The organism is Duganella lactea (assembly GCF_009857505.1).
GTDB lineage: Bacteria > Pseudomonadota > Gammaproteobacteria > Burkholderiales > Burkholderiaceae_D > Rugamonas > Rugamonas lactea.
The window spans coordinates 156,388-170,757 of record NZ_WWCP01000003.1 but is presented as its reverse complement, the minus strand read 5'-3'; the positions used below and the strand labels follow the sequence as shown (position 1 = coordinate 170,757).

The following is a 14,370-nucleotide window of genomic DNA, read 5'->3' as shown; positions in this document are numbered from 1 at the left end:
CCGCAGCGCCGCGCGCCGTGGGAAGCGCGGGACAGCCTGCGGCGCGGGAGCGTGCACGAATGCACGGCCGGCGCTTAGCGTATCGGATTGAGCAACGCCGGTTGGCCGAACTCCACCAGCCTGGCGTTCGATTTGCTGAAATACCCGGTCCAGAAGCTGTGCAGTGACTGCATGGTTTTCGGGTCACGGTAGCTCTTGCTGTGGTTGGCGTCTTCCACCAGCAGACCGGCGCCCATGACATAGACGCGCGCGCCGCCGAAGTCGGCCAGCAGGCGGTTGTCTTCGACCGCGCGCAACTCCTTGGCCGGCACCACATTGCGCACCGACCGTCCCTGCTCGGCGTAGAAGTTGGCGACCGAGGAATTTTCCAGCATGTCGGAGACGATCAGCACCACCTTGTCCGGCACGGCAGATTGCTTGATGACGCTGGAAATTGCCTTCAGGCTGGCATAGATGTCCGACTTGGCGATGTTGCCGCTGGTGCCTTGGTAGGCCGCGCGCAACGCTTGGCCCACCACTTGCGCGGCTTGCTGCGGCTGGCGCTGCTGGCACAGGTCCAGCTTGGCTAGCACCGGCTTGGCAATATCGTTACGCACTTCGCCCGGCAGCAAGGCGTCGAGCTTGCCCGAAGCCAGCAGGTCGGTATAGTGGCCCTGGGTGTAGGCCGAGAACACGACGATGCTGAAGCGATTGCCTGCGACCAGGAAAGGTTTGATGTGATTAGCCACCGCCTGTTGCAGCGCCGGACTCAGGGGCGTGGTCTGGTCGATCACCACCAGTAATTCGCGCGCGGTATTCGGCAGCGGCGGCAATTGCTTGTCCTGGCAGCTGCGCACCGCGTCGGTATTGCCGGCCAGCGCCGCACCCGCGATGCAAAGTTGCAGTAGCAGAGCGCTCCATTTCACAGCAGATCCTCCAGCTCGGCATTGCGTGCCTGGCGTGCTTTCTCTTCCTTATGCTGCTTGAGCGCGACGACCACCTGCTCGTGCAATTCCGGTGCCAGGCTGTTCAGCAAGGCCAGTTTGGCTTGCTTGTCCTCGCCCATGGCGTTCAGTTGCGACACGATATCGGCGGCGCCAGGCGCGGCCGCTGGCGCGGTGACGGTGACAGGCGCCGGGGCAGGCGTCGGTGCGGCTGGCGCCTCCTGCCGCTTGAAGGTTGCCGCGTGGTCGCGCTCATGTTGACGCTCGGCCTGGTCTGCCACACGGGTTTCCTGCACGTAGTCGCGGAAGGTCTTGCTCAAGTGCTTGCCCGAGGTGCCGACGTTGATGTTCTTGGCCATGATGCGCTGCTGCAGAACGGCCAGGCGCGCCTGTGCGGTATCGGCCACGCGGCGATAGGCTTCGCGCACCGCGCTATAGCTGGAGTAGCGCCCGCCGCCGATGTCGCGGTAAGCTTCCGCGCTGTTCTGGCCGGCAAAGCCCCAGCGGTAGCCGAAGATCACGCCCAGCAACTGCAGGAAGACAAACACAAAGGCCAGCACGATGAAGGTGGCCCAGCCACCGTGGCGGTCGATATCGGCCTCATCGCTGGCGACCTTTTTGTCGGCGTTGTGGTCCGATGCGGCATCGGCATCGGGCAGGCGCAGGCTGGTTTTGCTCATGTCCAGGCTGTCGGTCGCGGCCTGGTTGCCGCTGTCGATCTGCTGACTGGCCTGGGTGACGCGCGCCACCAGTTCTTTTTCCAGCACCTGGCCGCGCACGTAGGTGGCGGCGCCGGCGATCAGCAGCACGATGATCAGCGTGGACACCGACACCACATAAGTGGCATGCGTGCCCACACGGTTGCACAGCTGAGTGTACGGTGGCAGGTCGTCGTCGGCGCTTTGCGGACGGGCCAGCGGGATGGTGCCGGTGGTCAGCTTGAACTCGCATTTGTCGGCCACCCATTCGCGGCGCGCGTTCTTGATGCGGCCGGATTTGTACAGCTCATGGCCGGCAAAGTGAGTGAACGCCACCAAAATCACCGAGATCAGGAAGGCAATGCCGTAGGCGCCGGTTTGTTGCAGGTTCTCGCTGGCGCCGGGAATGGTGTATCCGGCCAGCACGTAGGAGAAGCCCAGTGCCTCGACAAACACCATTGACACCGTCAGCAGCCAGATCCAGCCGGGCGTGTTGCGGCGGCCATTGTCGCCGGCCTTGGTCAGATAGGTGACTTTCTCGTTGAAGTCGTGTTCATCCTGCACGTGGACGAAATTCTTGTACTCCTGGCACAGCGTGCGCTCGCCGGTGTACCAGCCCGGATGCGCCACGTCCACGCTGGCGTCGCGCGACAGGCTGGCGATGCGGCCGAGCAGCGGGAAATTGACCCAGGTGTTGAACCACCACCATTTCAGTTGTTGCCACAAGGTCGCCACGACGACCAGTGCCAGCATGACGCTGACGATGCTCCAGGCCAGCGCCGGATAGGTGGAGATAAATTCCTTCATGAGCACATCCTTTTATTTTTGATTGATGGTAGGTTTGAAGTCGGCCGACATCAGACGCGCGTTGTGCCAATACACCAGGCTGCCCTTGCGGGCGGCCGTGCCGCCGTCAGCGCTGAACACCACGTCGACGCAGGACAGGCCGCCTTTGCCGTTCAGGAACAGGCGGTACAGCAAGCCCCTGTCGCCGAGGTAGGTGTTGACCTCCGGCGTCAGCGACAGCGCCGGTGTGGCGGTGGCGCTGCGGGCCGGGTTGTAATTGGTGTAGACCTTGAACTCCGGCAGGTTGGCGGCGGCGCCGTCGCCGGACAGCACGGCCACCTTGTTCAGCACGACCAGGTGGCCGTTCACCTGGTCGGCCCAGGTTTTACCGTAGAGGCCAGGCAGGTATTCGGCGGTGCGATAGGTCTTGCCGTCGGACAGGGACTTGACACCATGCGCCGCGCGCGGCCGGTCGCGCGAGCAATCGGCGATGACCGGCGGCTCATCCGCGTAGGCGTTGCTGATCAGCGAAAAACCGGTGCGGTTTCTGGCGACCATCTGGCCGATATCGGCCGCGCCGCTGGCCATCATCGGGCGTCCGCCGAAGTCGATGCCGTTGGCCGGTGCCGGCGTGCTGCCGCTGGCCACGGCGGCGGTCGAAGCCGATGGTGACGGCGTCGATGCTGGCGCGGCCTTGCCGCCGGGCTTGGACGCGGCCTGCTTGCCTGCTTGCCGTTTGGTGGTCGCCGGTGCGGCGACGCTGGCTGCGGCCATCACGGGTGCTGCCTGGGTCTCGCCCGGACGGTAGAACTCGTAGCGCGGCTTGCGTTCGGCGAGGAAGCGGTTGAAGGCCTCCGCATCGGCGACCTCGACGATTTCAACCCGGCGGTTCTGTGCCCGCCCCCCTTCCGTGTTGTTGTCGGCGATCGGATAGGCTTCGCCGGCGCCCTGGAAATACAGCGATTCCTGCGCGATACCGCGCTTTTCCATGTAGGCCGCGACCGCGCGCGCGCGCCGCTCCGACAAGTCGGCGTTCAGGCGCGAACTGCCGGTGTCGTCGGTATGGCCGATCAGCAGGATCTTGCGCTTGCTGACCTGGTCGATGTAGTCGGCCTTCTCTTTTGGATCGGCAATATTGTTGGCGCGCAGACGGGTGTTGTAGGAATCGGCAATCGCCGAGAAGTAGCGCTGTGCCTGTTCGGTCAGCTGATCCGAATTGGTTTCAAAATGCCCGCCGCGTCCTGGCTGGTCGCGCACTTCCACCACCATGCCGACCGCGCTCTTCTGGATGGCTTCGGCGTTCGGATTGTTTTTCAGACTGCTGTCGGCGATCACTTGTCCGCTGGCGCTGACAGTGGAGGTTTGCAGTTGCAGGTCGTACTGTTTGGCGATCTTGGAGAGGGCGCAGCGGCGGTCATCCATGTCTTTCCCGATCAGTCCGCCAATGGTGGCGCCGGCCAGCGCGCCGACGATGCGGGCGCGGTCCGAGTGTTGGACCTGATTGGCCAGAATGACGCCGGCAAGCGCCCCGGCAAAGATCCCGATATTGCGCGCGTTGTTGGCGCACGGATCGTCGCTGGCGAAAGTTTCCTTGAACGACGGCTGGCCGGTACGCGGATCGGTGGCGCAGGCGCTGATCAAAGTGGTGCAGACGGCGACCGTCAGAAATTTAACGGCAAACCGGGCGGGCAGCAGGCCCGCAACAGACTGGGTATGAGCGGCTTTCAAGGGGATCTCGCTGGAGGATGGTCGGGAGGGTGCGTTGGGAAACGGTTAAAATTGTTGCTTTAAATAAATATTTTCGCATATTTTAATGAGGGTGATTCTCACCAAAAGTCACTAAGCATGAGATTGCATTCCACCCCGGTCGAGATGGAATGCCATTAATTTTAGGTCGGGTATTACGCCCGGATTTGAGCTGGTGCAGAGTAACCGGAGATTAATCGTGCGAGATCTGCGAGAACAGGCCGCTGTGCACTTCGGTGAGGATGGCTTCGATGGCCGGGTGGGTGATCTTGCGGGCGTTGGAGATGGCGTAGAAGTGTTCGCGCAGTTCCGGCGCGTCGCCGACCAGCACGGCGCCGAACTGGTCTTCGATGTCCGGCGCCAGCGCCGAGGGCGCGAAGAACAGACCCAGGCCATTGCGGCCGAAGGTGTTGAGCATGGCGTTGTCTTCGAACTCGGCGACGATTTCCGGCCACACCTTGCGTTCCAGCAGCCAGGCGTCGATGCGCCCGCGCAGCGCGTTGTTGCGGGTCGGCAGCAGCAGCGGCGCCCCTTGCAGACTAGCGGGAAAGTTGCGGCGGTACTTGCGCGCCAGCTTAGGCGCGCCGAACAGTTTCATGTCGCTTTCGCCCAGCAGGTGGCTGAACACCTTCAGGCTGCCGCCGGCGCGCACCGTGCGGTCAGTCAACACCACGTCCAGCTTGCCCAGCGCCAGATCGGCCAGCAGGTTTTCAAACTCATCCTCCATGCACACCAGGTGCACCCGCGTGTCCATCTGCTGGGTCGCTTGCAGCAGGCGGAAGGCGATCAGCTTCGGCAACGAATCGGAGATGCCGACCGCCAGCCGCATTTTTCCGGTCTCCGCCTCGTCCAGCGCTTCCTGTAGCTGATCGCCCAACGGAAAAATCTGTTCGCAATAGCTGAGCGCGAGACGGCCCGCCTCGGTCGGCACCAGCCGCCGTCCCTGTGGTTCGAGCAACTGCTTGCCGATCGATTTTTCCAGCGAGGCGATCTGCATGCTGATGGTCTGCACCGCCAGTCCCAGCCGCTCGGCGGCGCGCGTGACGCCGCCTTCGCGCGCCACCATCCAGAAGAAATACAAGTGTCTAAAGTTGAGTCCGCTGTTTTTCATGGTTCGGTTTTTGCGAAGCAATACTTCGATTATCTTCTATTTTTCAATTCAATGGTTTTCTTTACACTGCATGCCATCGATTTATAACAACGAAAGCATGGGATGCAACACTTCAGAATTTCTTTCATCGTCAGCTTGCTCTGCCTCGGCTTGTCCGCGTGGTGGGGCTACGAACTGGCGGGCGTCGGCGGCGCGCTATCGGCCTTTGGGATTGCCTTGATCCTGGCGGCGATGGAGGTCTCGCTGTCGTTCGACAACGCGGTGGTCAACGCCTCCGTGCTGAAGAACTGGGATGAGTACTGGCAGAAACTGTTCCTCGGCGTCGGCATCATCATCGCGGTGTTCGGCATGCGGCTGGTGTTCCCGCTGGTGATTGTGGCGGTGGCCGCCGATCTCAGCATTGCCGAGGTGTGGACGCTGGCGCTGAACGATCCAAAGACGTACTCGACGCACCTGACCAATCACCACGCGGAAGTGGCGGCCTTCGGTGGCATGTTCCTGCTGCTGGTGTTCCTGAACTTCCTGCTCGATGAAGACAAGGAAGTGCACTGGCTCGGCAACTTCGAGAAGAAACTTGGCTCGCTGGGCAAGGTCTCATCGATCTCGGTGATGATCGCCATCGGCGTGCTGCTCGGCTGTATGGGGCTGGTGCAGGAAGGCCAGAAACTGGTGGTGCTGATTTCCGGCCTGTGGGGCATCCTGATCTACGTCGGTGTCGATAGCATCAGCAGTCTGCTGGAAAAGGAAGAGGAGGGCGGCGGCAATGTCGGCGACCTGGTCAAGCGTGGCGGTATCGGCGGCTTCCTGTACCTGGAAGTGCTGGACGCTTCGTTCAGCTTCGACGGCGTGATTGGCGCGTTCGCGATCACCACCGACGTCGTGATCATCATGCTGGGCCTGGCGATCGGCGCGATGTTTGTCCGCTCGATGACGATTTACCTGGTGAAGAAAGGCACGCTGGATCAGTTCCTGTATCTGGAGCACGGCGCCCACTACGCGATCGGTATTTTGGCCGCGATCATGTTGGCCAGCATGAAGTTCCATGTGCCGGAGATCTTCACCGGCCTGATTGGTGTGGCGTTCATCGCGGCGTCGGTGTGGTCGTCGGTGCGTCACCGCCGCAAGCACGAGGCGCTGGCCGTCACGGCCTAAAGAATTCGGCGGGCCGTTTATTACGGACAACGGCTCGCCGCCTGTGGTACCAAGTCCGGTTTTCATTTAAGGAGCAACAAAATGGCAATCAGTCTGCAAAAAGGTGGTAACGTCAATCTGAGCAAGGAAGCTCCGGGCCTGACGAAAATCGTGGTGGGTCTGGGCTGGGATGTGCGCAGCACCGACGGCAGCCCGTTCGATCTGGACGGCTCGGCCTTCCTGCTGAAGGTGGATGGCAAAGTGCGCAATGACAGCGACTTCATCTTCTACAACAACCTGAAGTCGGCCGACCAGTCGGTGGCGCACTCGGGCGACAACCGCACCGGCGACGGCGCCGGCGACGACGAAACCGTCACCATCGACCTGACCAAGGTGCCGGCCGATGTCGACCGCATCGCCATCTGCGCCACCATCCACGAGGGCGACGCGCGCCGCCAGAATTTCGGCATGGTGCAGAAGGCTTTCATCCGCACCGTCAACGGCGCCAGCAACGCCGAGATCGCCCGCTACGACCTGTCGGAAGACAGCTCGACCGAGTCGGCCATGATCTTCGGCGAGGTGTACCGCAACAATGGCGACTGGAAGTTCAAGGCCGTCGGCCAGGGCTTCAAGGGCGGCCTCGGTCCGCTGGCCGGCTCGTTCGGCGTCGGCGTTTAATTCCTGAAGGACGCAGTCATCATGCCTGTATTTACGATCACCGGCGACTTCGATCCCTTCCTGCATGTGGCGATGCGCCAGGGCGAAAAAATCTATTGCGAATCGAACGCGATGGTGATGATGGAAGAGGCGCTTGAGCTGAAGGGCAAGATGACCGGCGGCATTGGCGCCGCGCTGATGCGGCGCTTCGCCAACGGCGAGTCCTTCTTCCAGCAGCACATCGAGGCGGTGCGCGGCGACGGCGATTGCCTGCTGGCGCCAACCCTGCCGGGCGCGCTGCAGATTCTCGACGTCGGCCAACACCAGTACATGCTGAGCGATGGCTGCTTCGTCGCCGCCACCGCCAGCGTTGAGCTGAAGGTGCGCACGCAGAACGTCGGCAACGCGCTGTTCGCGCAAAGCGGCGGCTTCTTCATCACCGAGACCAGCGGCGTGGGGCAGGTGGCGGTGTCCGGCTTTGGCGGCATCTCCGAACTGGAGGTGACGCCGGGCCGCGACGTCATCATCGACAACGCGCACGTGGTGGCCTGGGACAGCCGGCTGCGCTACGACATTTCAATGACCACGGGCGGCGGCGGTGGCTTCCTGCGCAATCTGGTGAACAGCCAGACCAGCGGCGAAGGCATGGTGCTGCGTTTTTCGGGCCAGGGCAAGGTGCTGATCTGCTCGCGCAACAGCGCGGCGTTGCAGTCCTTCCTGATGCGCCAGCCCGCACAGTAAAGAACAGGAGCAAGCATGTCAGTTAATTTGAGCAAGGGCCAGAAGATCTCTCTGGAAAAAGAAGCCGGTGGCGCGCTCGGGCGCGTCACCATGGGGCTGGGCTGGGACGCGGTCAAGACCAAGGGCTTCCTCGGCTTCGGTTCCAAGACCGAAGCGGTCGATCTGGACGCCTCGTGCGTGCTGTTCGACGAGGGGCACCGTCCGGTGGACGTGATCTTCTTCCGCCAGCTGCGCAGCAAGGACGGCAGCGTGGTGCACAGCGGCGACAACCGCACCGGCGCCGGCGATGGCGACGATGAGCAGATCAACGTCGACCTGAACGCGGTGCCGTCGAACATCAAGAGTCTGGTGTTCACGGTCAACAGCTTCACCGGCCAGACCTTCGCGCAGGTGGAGAACGCCTATTGCCGCCTGCTGGACGCCGCGAGCGGCCGGGAAGTGGCGCGTTTCAACCTGTCGGTGCAGGGACCGCACTCGGCGCAGATCATGGCCAAGCTGTACCGCCACAATGGCGAATGGAAGATGCACGCCATCGGCGAAAACGGCAATGGCCGCACGTTTGACGACTTGCTGCCGCAAATCGCCACTCACCTCTAACTATAAATTTCAGCTGTAGTCTTTGGGCGGAGCACTGTACCGGCAGTGCTCCGTTTTTTTTCGTCTAGAACGAATGGCGCACGCCGAGACTCAGCATGGTGGTGCGGGCGTCGATGTTTTGGCCGGCGCCGGAGAACAGTGGCACTTCCTGCGTGCCCAGCGGGATCAGGATCGCGCCCGGTCCGCCGGACAGCGGCAGCGGCGTGGCGCTCGACACCACCGTCTTGCCGCGGCTATCCTTGATGCCGCCAGCCCGCAGGTACAGCGCGGTGCGCTTGGAGAAGTTATAGTCCACGCCCAGCATCAAGCCGCGATCCTTGCCCTCGGTGTAATTGGTGAAGCGGGTGTCGAGGAAGATGGCGCTCAGGTCGAACGCGCCGATCGGATGCTTGAGGGTCGCGGTCCAGGTGCGCACTTCCGGATCGGTGTTGCCGCGCAGCGCGAACTTGGCGTTGTGGCCGGCCACGGCGATCGAGGTGCCGATGCCGGGGAAGGTGTATTTCACCGCGCCCATGTAGGAGGTGAATTTCTCGCCGAAGAACAGCGGCACCAGGGTGGTGCCCGACACCACGCCGATCGGCACGTTGTCGAAGTTGTTGCGGTGGTAGGAGGCCAGCGCCACCAGGGACTCGGTGCGGTAGGCCAGCATGGCGCCGGCCGCCTTGCCGCGGCCGCTCGCGGTTTCCGTGCCGGCCGTCTGGCCGCCGACGATCTGGCCGGTGGCGGCGGTGGCGACCGGCGTCGACGACGTGGCCGTCGAGCGCGCCGCGCTGATGCCGGTGCCGATGCCGGCGTTGGTGGCGTAGGAGACGATGGCGGTGATCGGGCCTTGCTTGATGGCGTAGCTGATCTGGTTGTCCTGCCAGGTCTGCACGGTGTTGACCACCAGGCCGGCGCTGAACAGGTCGGTCGAGCCGACCGCTTCCGGCGTCACCAGATAGTAGGAGATCAGCATCGGGCTGGCCTGGCGGCCCATCTTGATTTCGCCGCCCGGCGTGGTCAGGCCCACATAGGCCTGGCGGCCGAACAGACGGTTGTCGTTGGCCAGGCCGCCGTTGTCGATGGTCAAGCCGCCTTCCAGCACGAACAGGCCGCGCCAGCCGTCACCGAGGTCTTCCACGCCCTTGAAACCGATATTGCTCTGGCGCGTATGCGACGGCGTGATGCGCTGGGTGATGGTCTTCGGCGCGGCGACGCTGTTGGGCACCGGCGTGGTGCCGCTGACACCGAACAGCGTGCCCTGCACATTGCCCTGGCTTTTCTCGACGCGGTCGAAACCGACGTCCAGTGTGCCGTAAATGGTGACGGAGGATTGGGCGGCGGCTTGGCCGGCGAACAGGGCGAGTGCGGTCGCGCACGCGACGGATACGGCGGTTCTCTTCATGTGGTTGGTCTCCGATTTTATGGTTGTACTCGGTAGTTGGACTCTATAGCAGTTGCCTGAAAAAGGCACGAGTGTTCAGATCGTTCGTGGTGGGAATAACACACTTGCAAAAGCGTATGCTGCAGTGCCCGGCGCCCGCCCGCCGCGCTGCCAATCCGGCTATAATGTTTCCATGGAAAAACTGAAAGACTTCTCGCAGATCGTCGCCCAGGCGGCGCGCGGCGAACTGGTGTTCCCCACCAGCGTCAACGCGGCGCTGCGCCTGCAGCTGGCGCTGGCCGATCCCGAGTGCGAGATGGATGAGGTGATCCGCAAGGTGCTGGGCGAGCCGCTGCTGGCGGCGCGCACCGTGGCGCTGGCCAACGCGGCGGTGTTCAACCGCGGCGGCATGCCGGTCACCAGCGTGCGCGCGGCGGTGCAGCGTATCGGCTACCGCAATCTGTACACGATGGCGGCGGCGATGGTGGTGCGCCAGTTCGGCGCCCGCCTGCACGACCCGCGGCTGCGCGCCCAGGCCGACCAGCTGTGGCGCCACACGGCGCACGTGGCGGCGCTGGCCCACGTGATCGGCCGGCGGCTCAGTGAAACCGATCCCGACACCGCGCTGTTCGCCGGCATCGTGCATGAAGCCGGCGGCTTCTACCTGCTGTCGCGCGCCGACGAGATGCCCGGCTTGCTCGACGATCCGGCCGGCTGGATGGGCGCGGCGCAGGAAATCATTTCCCGCGAGATGATGAAGAAGCTCTGCATTCCCGAACCGGTCAGCCAGGCCATCGTCTCGCTGCGTGGCGCCACGTTGATGCCGCCGCCGCGCGGCCTGCGCGACACGCTGCTGATCGCCAAGCGCCTGGCGCCGATCGCCTCGCCGTTCGCGCCGGAGCAGCACAATCCGTCGTTGGCCGGCTTCATCGACGATAATGCCTTGCTCGACCAGATCCTGCTGGAATCCGCCGCCGAGGCCGCCTCTATGAGCGCCGCGCTGCTGGTTTGAGCCGCTTATTTGTGGCAAAAATGATGTTAAAGACATACCGCGCGCCAAGTCTGGCAATATGCACATCGTTTTGCGCCGCAATGCGTGTATCCTAATCGTCGTCATACAACAGTTAAACCGTCATGAATCAGTCCGTACCAATGCCGCTTGCCGCCGTGCCCGCCCCAGTGCCCAAAAAGAAGCACCGCAACCTCGCCCAGGGTGTGGTCGAGAGCTTTACCGGCAGCATCCAGGCCGGCACGCTGAAGCCGGGCGAGAAGTTGCCGACCGAGTCCGTCATCATGGAAATGCACGGCGTCAGCCGCACCGTGGTGCGCGAGGCGATCTCGCACCTGCAGGCCGCCGGCCTGGTGCAGACTCGCCACGGCATCGGCACCTTTGTGCTGGCGCCGCAACCGGCCAACATCTTCGCCGCCGACACCATCCGCACCATCGGCGACGTGCTGGCGATCCTGGAGTTGCGCATCAGCCTGGAGACCGAGGCCGCCTGGCTGGCCGCCAGCCGCCGCAGCGACGAGCAGGTGACGGCGATGGACGCCGCGCTCAAACGCATCGTCGCCGCGCCCAACCGCGCGGTGGCGGTGGAGTCCGACAAGGCCTTCCACCTGCTGATCGCGCAGGCCACCGGCAACCGTTATTTCATCGACATTCTCAGCGACCTGGGCAACACCATCATCCCGCGCGCGCGCCTCGATTCCGAGCATCTGGCGCACGACGAGCCGAAGGCCTACCAGGAGCGCGTCAACCGCGAGCATGACGATATCTACCACGCCATCCTGCGCAAGGACGCCGAGGCGGCCCGCGCCGCCATGCGCACCCACCTCAGCAACAGCCGCGAACGCCTGCGACGCGCTCAGCTGGAGGTCGGCGCCTAAGGGCAGGGGCTGAATGGACTGAACGGGCTGAAACGCCACACGGCGGCCGGCGATGGACGCGAATGCGTGAAATCGCTTGCATCGCATCGGATCTGGTTGTACGATGTCATACAACACAGCGCGAGAGCGTTTCCTCACCCCACCAGACGTCAATATTTGGAGACTGTAATGCAACCGAACGACCTGAAAAAAATCCTTTCCTCCGGCCTGCTGTCCTTCCCGATCACCGACTTCGACGCCGAAGGCAACTTCCGCAAGTCGACCTACATTGAACGTCTGGAATGGCTGGCTCCCTACGGCGCCAGCGCGCTGTTCGCCGCCGGCGGCACCGGCGAGTTCTTCTCGCTGACCCCACAGGAATACCCGGAAATCATCAAGACCGCCGTCGACACCTGCCGCGGCCAAGTGCCGATCCTGGCCGGCGTCGGTGGTCCGACCCGCGTTGCCGCCGCTTACGCCAAGGAAGCCGAAAAAGCCGGCGCCCAAGGCCTGCTGCTGCTGCCGCACTACCTGACCGAAGCGTCGCAAGACGGCCTGATCGAACACGTGGCCGAGGTCTGCAAGGCCACCAACCTGGGCGTGGTGGTGTACAACCGCGCCAACTGCCGCCTGAGCCCGACCTCGCTGGCGATCCTGGCCGACCGTTGCCCTAACCTGATCGGCTTCAAGGACGGCATCGGCGACATCGAACTGATGGTCTCGATCTGGCGCAAGCTGGGCGACCGCTTCAGCTACCTGGGCGGCCTGCCAACGGCGGAAGTGTACGCGGCGGCCTACAAGGCGCTGGGCACCCCGGTGTACTCGTCGGCGGTGTTCAACTTCATGCCGAAACTGGCGATGGACTTCTACCACGCCGTCGCGGCCGACAACCACGCCGAACAGAATCGCATAATCGACGAGTTCTTCCTGCCTTATTTGGACATCCGCAACCGCAAGGCCGGCTACGCCGTGTCGATCGTCAAGGCCGGCGCCAAGCTGGCGGGCTACGATGCCGGTCCGGTGCGCGCACCGCTGACCGACCTGAATGCCGAAGAAATGGACATGCTGCACAAACTGATGCTCAAGCAAGGCGCCCAGTAATCGTTTAAGCTAACGGGTAAGCAAAATCAAAGCGCGGCTTCGTCCGCGCTTTTCACACATTAAGGAGTCAATATGCAAGTAGCAGGCGAAATGATCATCGGCCGCAGCGCGGTACTGGGTAAAGAAGGCAGCGTCAAGGCGGTCGATCCTTCCCGCAACGTTGAAATCGAACCGGCGTTCGGTCTGGCCGGCGCCGCCGACCTGCAACGCGCTGTCGAGCTGGCCAACGCCGCGTTCGACGTGTACCGCGAAACCGGCCTGGAAGCGCGCGCCAAATTCCTGGAAACCATCGCCGACCGCATCATGGATCTGGGCCCGACCCTGATCGAACGCGCGATGCAGGAAACCGGCCTGCCGCAAGCCCGTCTCGAAGGCGAGCGCGGCCGTACTTGCACCCAGCTGCGCCTGTTCGCGAAAGTCGTGCGCGACGGCCGTTTCCAGACCGCGACGCTGGACAGCGCGCTGCCGGACCGCGCGCCGGCCCCGCGTCCTGACCTGCGCCTGCGCAAGATCGGCCTGGGCCCGGTCGCCGTGTTCGGCGCCTCGAACTTCCCGCTGGCGTTCTCGGTGGCCGGCGGCGACACCGCCTCGGCACTGGCGGCCGGCTGCCCGGTCATCGTTAAAGCCCACTCGGCTCACCTGGGCACCTCGGAACTGGTCGGCAAAGCCGTGGCCAAAGCCGTGGAAGAATGCAATCTGCCGGAAGGCGTGTTCTCGATGCTGATCGGCTCGGGCCAGACCATCGGCCAGAACCTCGTCGCCCACCCTTACATCAAGGCCGTTGGCTTCACCGGCTCGCGCGCCGGCGGCGTGGCGCTGATGCACACCGCCGCCGCCCGCAAGGAACCGATCCCGGTGTATGCGGAGATGAGCTCGATCAACCCGGTGTTCCTGCTGCCAGGCGCGCTGGATAATCCGAAACTGCCGCAGGCGTTCGCCGATTCGCTGACGCTGGGCGCAGGCCAGTTCTGCACCAACCCTGGCCTGCTGATCGGCCTGAAGTCGGACAAGCTGCAAGCCTTCGTCGACGCGGCCGCCGGCACCGTCGGCGCCAAGCCGGCGCAAACCATGCTGACCCCGGGCATCCACAAGGCCTACACCAGCGGCGTCAAGGGCCTGGCGGGCGTGGATGGCGTGAAACAGGTGGCCATCGGCCAGGCCGGCGATCTGCCGTGCGGCGCGCAAGCGTTCCTGTACCAGGTTGACGCCAAGCGCTTCCTGACCGACCCGGCGCTGGAAGGCGAAATCTTTGGCCCAACCTCGCTGCTGGTGGTGGCCGACAACGAAGCGGAACTGCTGGCCGTGGCCGAGCACCTGGAAGGCCAGCTGACCGGCGCCGTGCACGCCACCGCCGACGACAAGGCGCTGGCCACCAAGCTGCTGCCGATCCTGGAACGCAAGGTCGGCCGTATCCTGTTCAACGGCTTCGGCACCGGCGTGGAAGTGGCGCACGCCATGGTCCACGGCGGTCCGTTCCCGTCGACCTCGGACAGCCGCACCACCTCGGTGGGCGCGTCGGCGATCGACCGTTTCCTGCGTCCGGTGTCCTACCAGGACGTGCCCGCCTACCTGCTGCCTGAGTCGCTGCAGGACGCCAACCCACAGCAGATCCCGCGCGTCGTCAACGGCGATCTGGTATGGAACGCCTAA

Annotated in this window: 13 protein-coding genes; 8 read left to right on the top strand and 5 right to left on the bottom strand. The window is 63.8% G+C overall.

Features of this window, described 5'->3' with window-relative positions; translation table 11 throughout:
* Positions 1–74: 74 nt before the first annotated feature.
* The 4 genes from GTP44_RS05330 to nhaR all read right to left on the bottom strand — a co-directional run bounded on the left by GTP44_RS05330 (position 75) and on the right by nhaR (position 5,264).
* Positions 75–905: a hypothetical protein gene (locus tag GTP44_RS05330; RefSeq protein ID WP_161018614.1), complete on the bottom strand. Its 831-nt coding sequence runs from the start codon at positions 903–905 to the stop codon at positions 75–77.
* A complete protein-coding gene (locus GTP44_RS05325; protein WP_161018613.1) occupies positions 902–2,428 on the bottom strand; it encodes a hypothetical protein in 1,527 nt (508 codons plus the stop codon). Before GTP44_RS05325 ends, GTP44_RS05330 begins: the two co-directional genes overlap by 4 nt.
* 12 nt (positions 2,429–2,440) lie before the next feature.
* A complete protein-coding gene (locus tag GTP44_RS05320) occupies positions 2,441–4,135 on the bottom strand; it encodes an OmpA family protein (RefSeq protein ID WP_161018612.1) in 1,695 nt (564 codons plus the stop codon).
* 211 nt (positions 4,136–4,346) lie between these two features.
* Complete coding sequence (gene nhaR, locus GTP44_RS05315; protein WP_161018611.1) at positions 4,347–5,264, bottom strand: transcriptional activator NhaR; 918 nt, start codon at positions 5,262–5,264, stop codon at positions 4,347–4,349.
* A gap of 102 nt (positions 5,265–5,366) precedes the next feature.
* On the opposite strand from nhaR, the gene GTP44_RS05310 reads away from it, so the two are divergent.
* The 4 genes from GTP44_RS05310 (at position 5,367) to GTP44_RS05295 (ending at position 8,390) form a co-directional block, all read left to right on the top strand.
* Complete coding sequence (locus GTP44_RS05310) at positions 5,367–6,416, top strand: DUF475 domain-containing protein (RefSeq protein ID WP_160989528.1); 1,050 nt, start codon at positions 5,367–5,369, stop codon at positions 6,414–6,416.
* 81 nt (positions 6,417–6,497) lie between these two features.
* On the top strand, positions 6,498–7,073 hold the full coding sequence (locus GTP44_RS05305; RefSeq protein ID WP_161018610.1) for a TerD family protein: 576 nt from the start codon (positions 6,498–6,500) through the stop codon (positions 7,071–7,073).
* A 21-nt stretch (positions 7,074–7,094) separates the two neighbouring features.
* Positions 7,095–7,793: a TIGR00266 family protein gene (locus GTP44_RS05300; RefSeq protein ID WP_161018609.1), complete on the top strand. Its 699-nt coding sequence runs from the start codon at positions 7,095–7,097 to the stop codon at positions 7,791–7,793.
* Positions 7,794–7,808: 15 nt separating this feature from the next.
* On the top strand, positions 7,809–8,390 hold the full coding sequence (locus GTP44_RS05295; protein WP_160989525.1) for a TerD family protein: 582 nt from the start codon (positions 7,809–7,811) through the stop codon (positions 8,388–8,390).
* Positions 8,391–8,454: 64 nt separating this feature from the next.
* On the opposite strand, the gene GTP44_RS05290 is transcribed toward GTP44_RS05295, so the two are convergent.
* Positions 8,455–9,774: a porin gene (locus GTP44_RS05290; protein WP_160989524.1), complete on the bottom strand. Its 1,320-nt coding sequence runs from the start codon at positions 9,772–9,774 to the stop codon at positions 8,455–8,457.
* A gap of 172 nt (positions 9,775–9,946) precedes the next feature.
* Between GTP44_RS05290 and GTP44_RS05285 the strand changes: the two genes are divergently transcribed.
* The 4 genes from GTP44_RS05285 to GTP44_RS05270 all read left to right on the top strand — a co-directional run bounded on the left by GTP44_RS05285 (position 9,947) and on the right by GTP44_RS05270 (position 14,370).
* Complete coding sequence (locus tag GTP44_RS05285; protein WP_161018608.1) at positions 9,947–10,765, top strand: HDOD domain-containing protein; 819 nt, start codon at positions 9,947–9,949, stop codon at positions 10,763–10,765.
* Between the two features lie 122 nt (positions 10,766–10,887).
* The gene (locus GTP44_RS05280) at positions 10,888–11,640 is read left to right on the top strand and encodes a FadR/GntR family transcriptional regulator (protein WP_161018607.1); all 753 of its coding nucleotides are present in this window, start codon (positions 10,888–10,890) and stop codon (positions 11,638–11,640) included.
* 168 nt (positions 11,641–11,808) lie between these two features.
* On the top strand, positions 11,809–12,720 hold the full coding sequence (gene kdgD, locus GTP44_RS05275) for a 5-dehydro-4-deoxyglucarate dehydratase (protein ID WP_161018606.1): 912 nt from the start codon (positions 11,809–11,811) through the stop codon (positions 12,718–12,720).
* Positions 12,721–12,792: 72 nt separating this feature from the next.
* Positions 12,793–14,370 carry an aldehyde dehydrogenase (NADP(+)) gene (locus tag GTP44_RS05270; protein WP_160989520.1) on the top strand — a complete coding sequence of 526 codons (1,578 nt, stop codon included), beginning with the start codon at positions 12,793–12,795 and terminating at the stop codon, positions 14,368–14,370.

What these genes read in the sequence shown, in the direction of transcription:
- GTP44_RS05280 (WP_161018607.1), top strand. Translation starts at nt 10,888, where the DNA reads ATGAATCAGTCCGTACCAATGCCGCTTGCCGCCGTGCCCGCCCCAGTG.
- GTP44_RS05325 (WP_161018613.1), bottom strand. Translation starts at nt 2,428, where the DNA reads ATGAAGGAATTTATCTCCACCTATCCGGCGCTGGCCTGGAGCATCGTC.
- GTP44_RS05300 (WP_161018609.1), top strand. Translation starts at nt 7,095, where the DNA reads ATGCCTGTATTTACGATCACCGGCGACTTCGATCCCTTCCTGCATGTG.
- nhaR (WP_161018611.1), bottom strand. Translation starts at nt 5,264, where the DNA reads ATGAAAAACAGCGGACTCAACTTTAGACACTTGTATTTCTTCTGGATG.
- GTP44_RS05310 (WP_160989528.1), top strand. Translation starts at nt 5,367, where the DNA reads ATGCAACACTTCAGAATTTCTTTCATCGTCAGCTTGCTCTGCCTCGGC.
- GTP44_RS05295 (WP_160989525.1), top strand. Translation starts at nt 7,809, where the DNA reads ATGTCAGTTAATTTGAGCAAGGGCCAGAAGATCTCTCTGGAAAAAGAA.
- kdgD (WP_161018606.1), top strand. Translation starts at nt 11,809, where the DNA reads ATGCAACCGAACGACCTGAAAAAAATCCTTTCCTCCGGCCTGCTGTCC.
- GTP44_RS05285 (WP_161018608.1), top strand. Translation starts at nt 9,947, where the DNA reads ATGGAAAAACTGAAAGACTTCTCGCAGATCGTCGCCCAGGCGGCGCGC.
- GTP44_RS05290 (WP_160989524.1), bottom strand. Translation starts at nt 9,774, where the DNA reads ATGAAGAGAACCGCCGTATCCGTCGCGTGCGCGACCGCACTCGCCCTG.
- GTP44_RS05305 (WP_161018610.1), top strand. Translation starts at nt 6,498, where the DNA reads ATGGCAATCAGTCTGCAAAAAGGTGGTAACGTCAATCTGAGCAAGGAA.
- GTP44_RS05270 (WP_160989520.1), top strand. Translation starts at nt 12,793, where the DNA reads ATGCAAGTAGCAGGCGAAATGATCATCGGCCGCAGCGCGGTACTGGGT.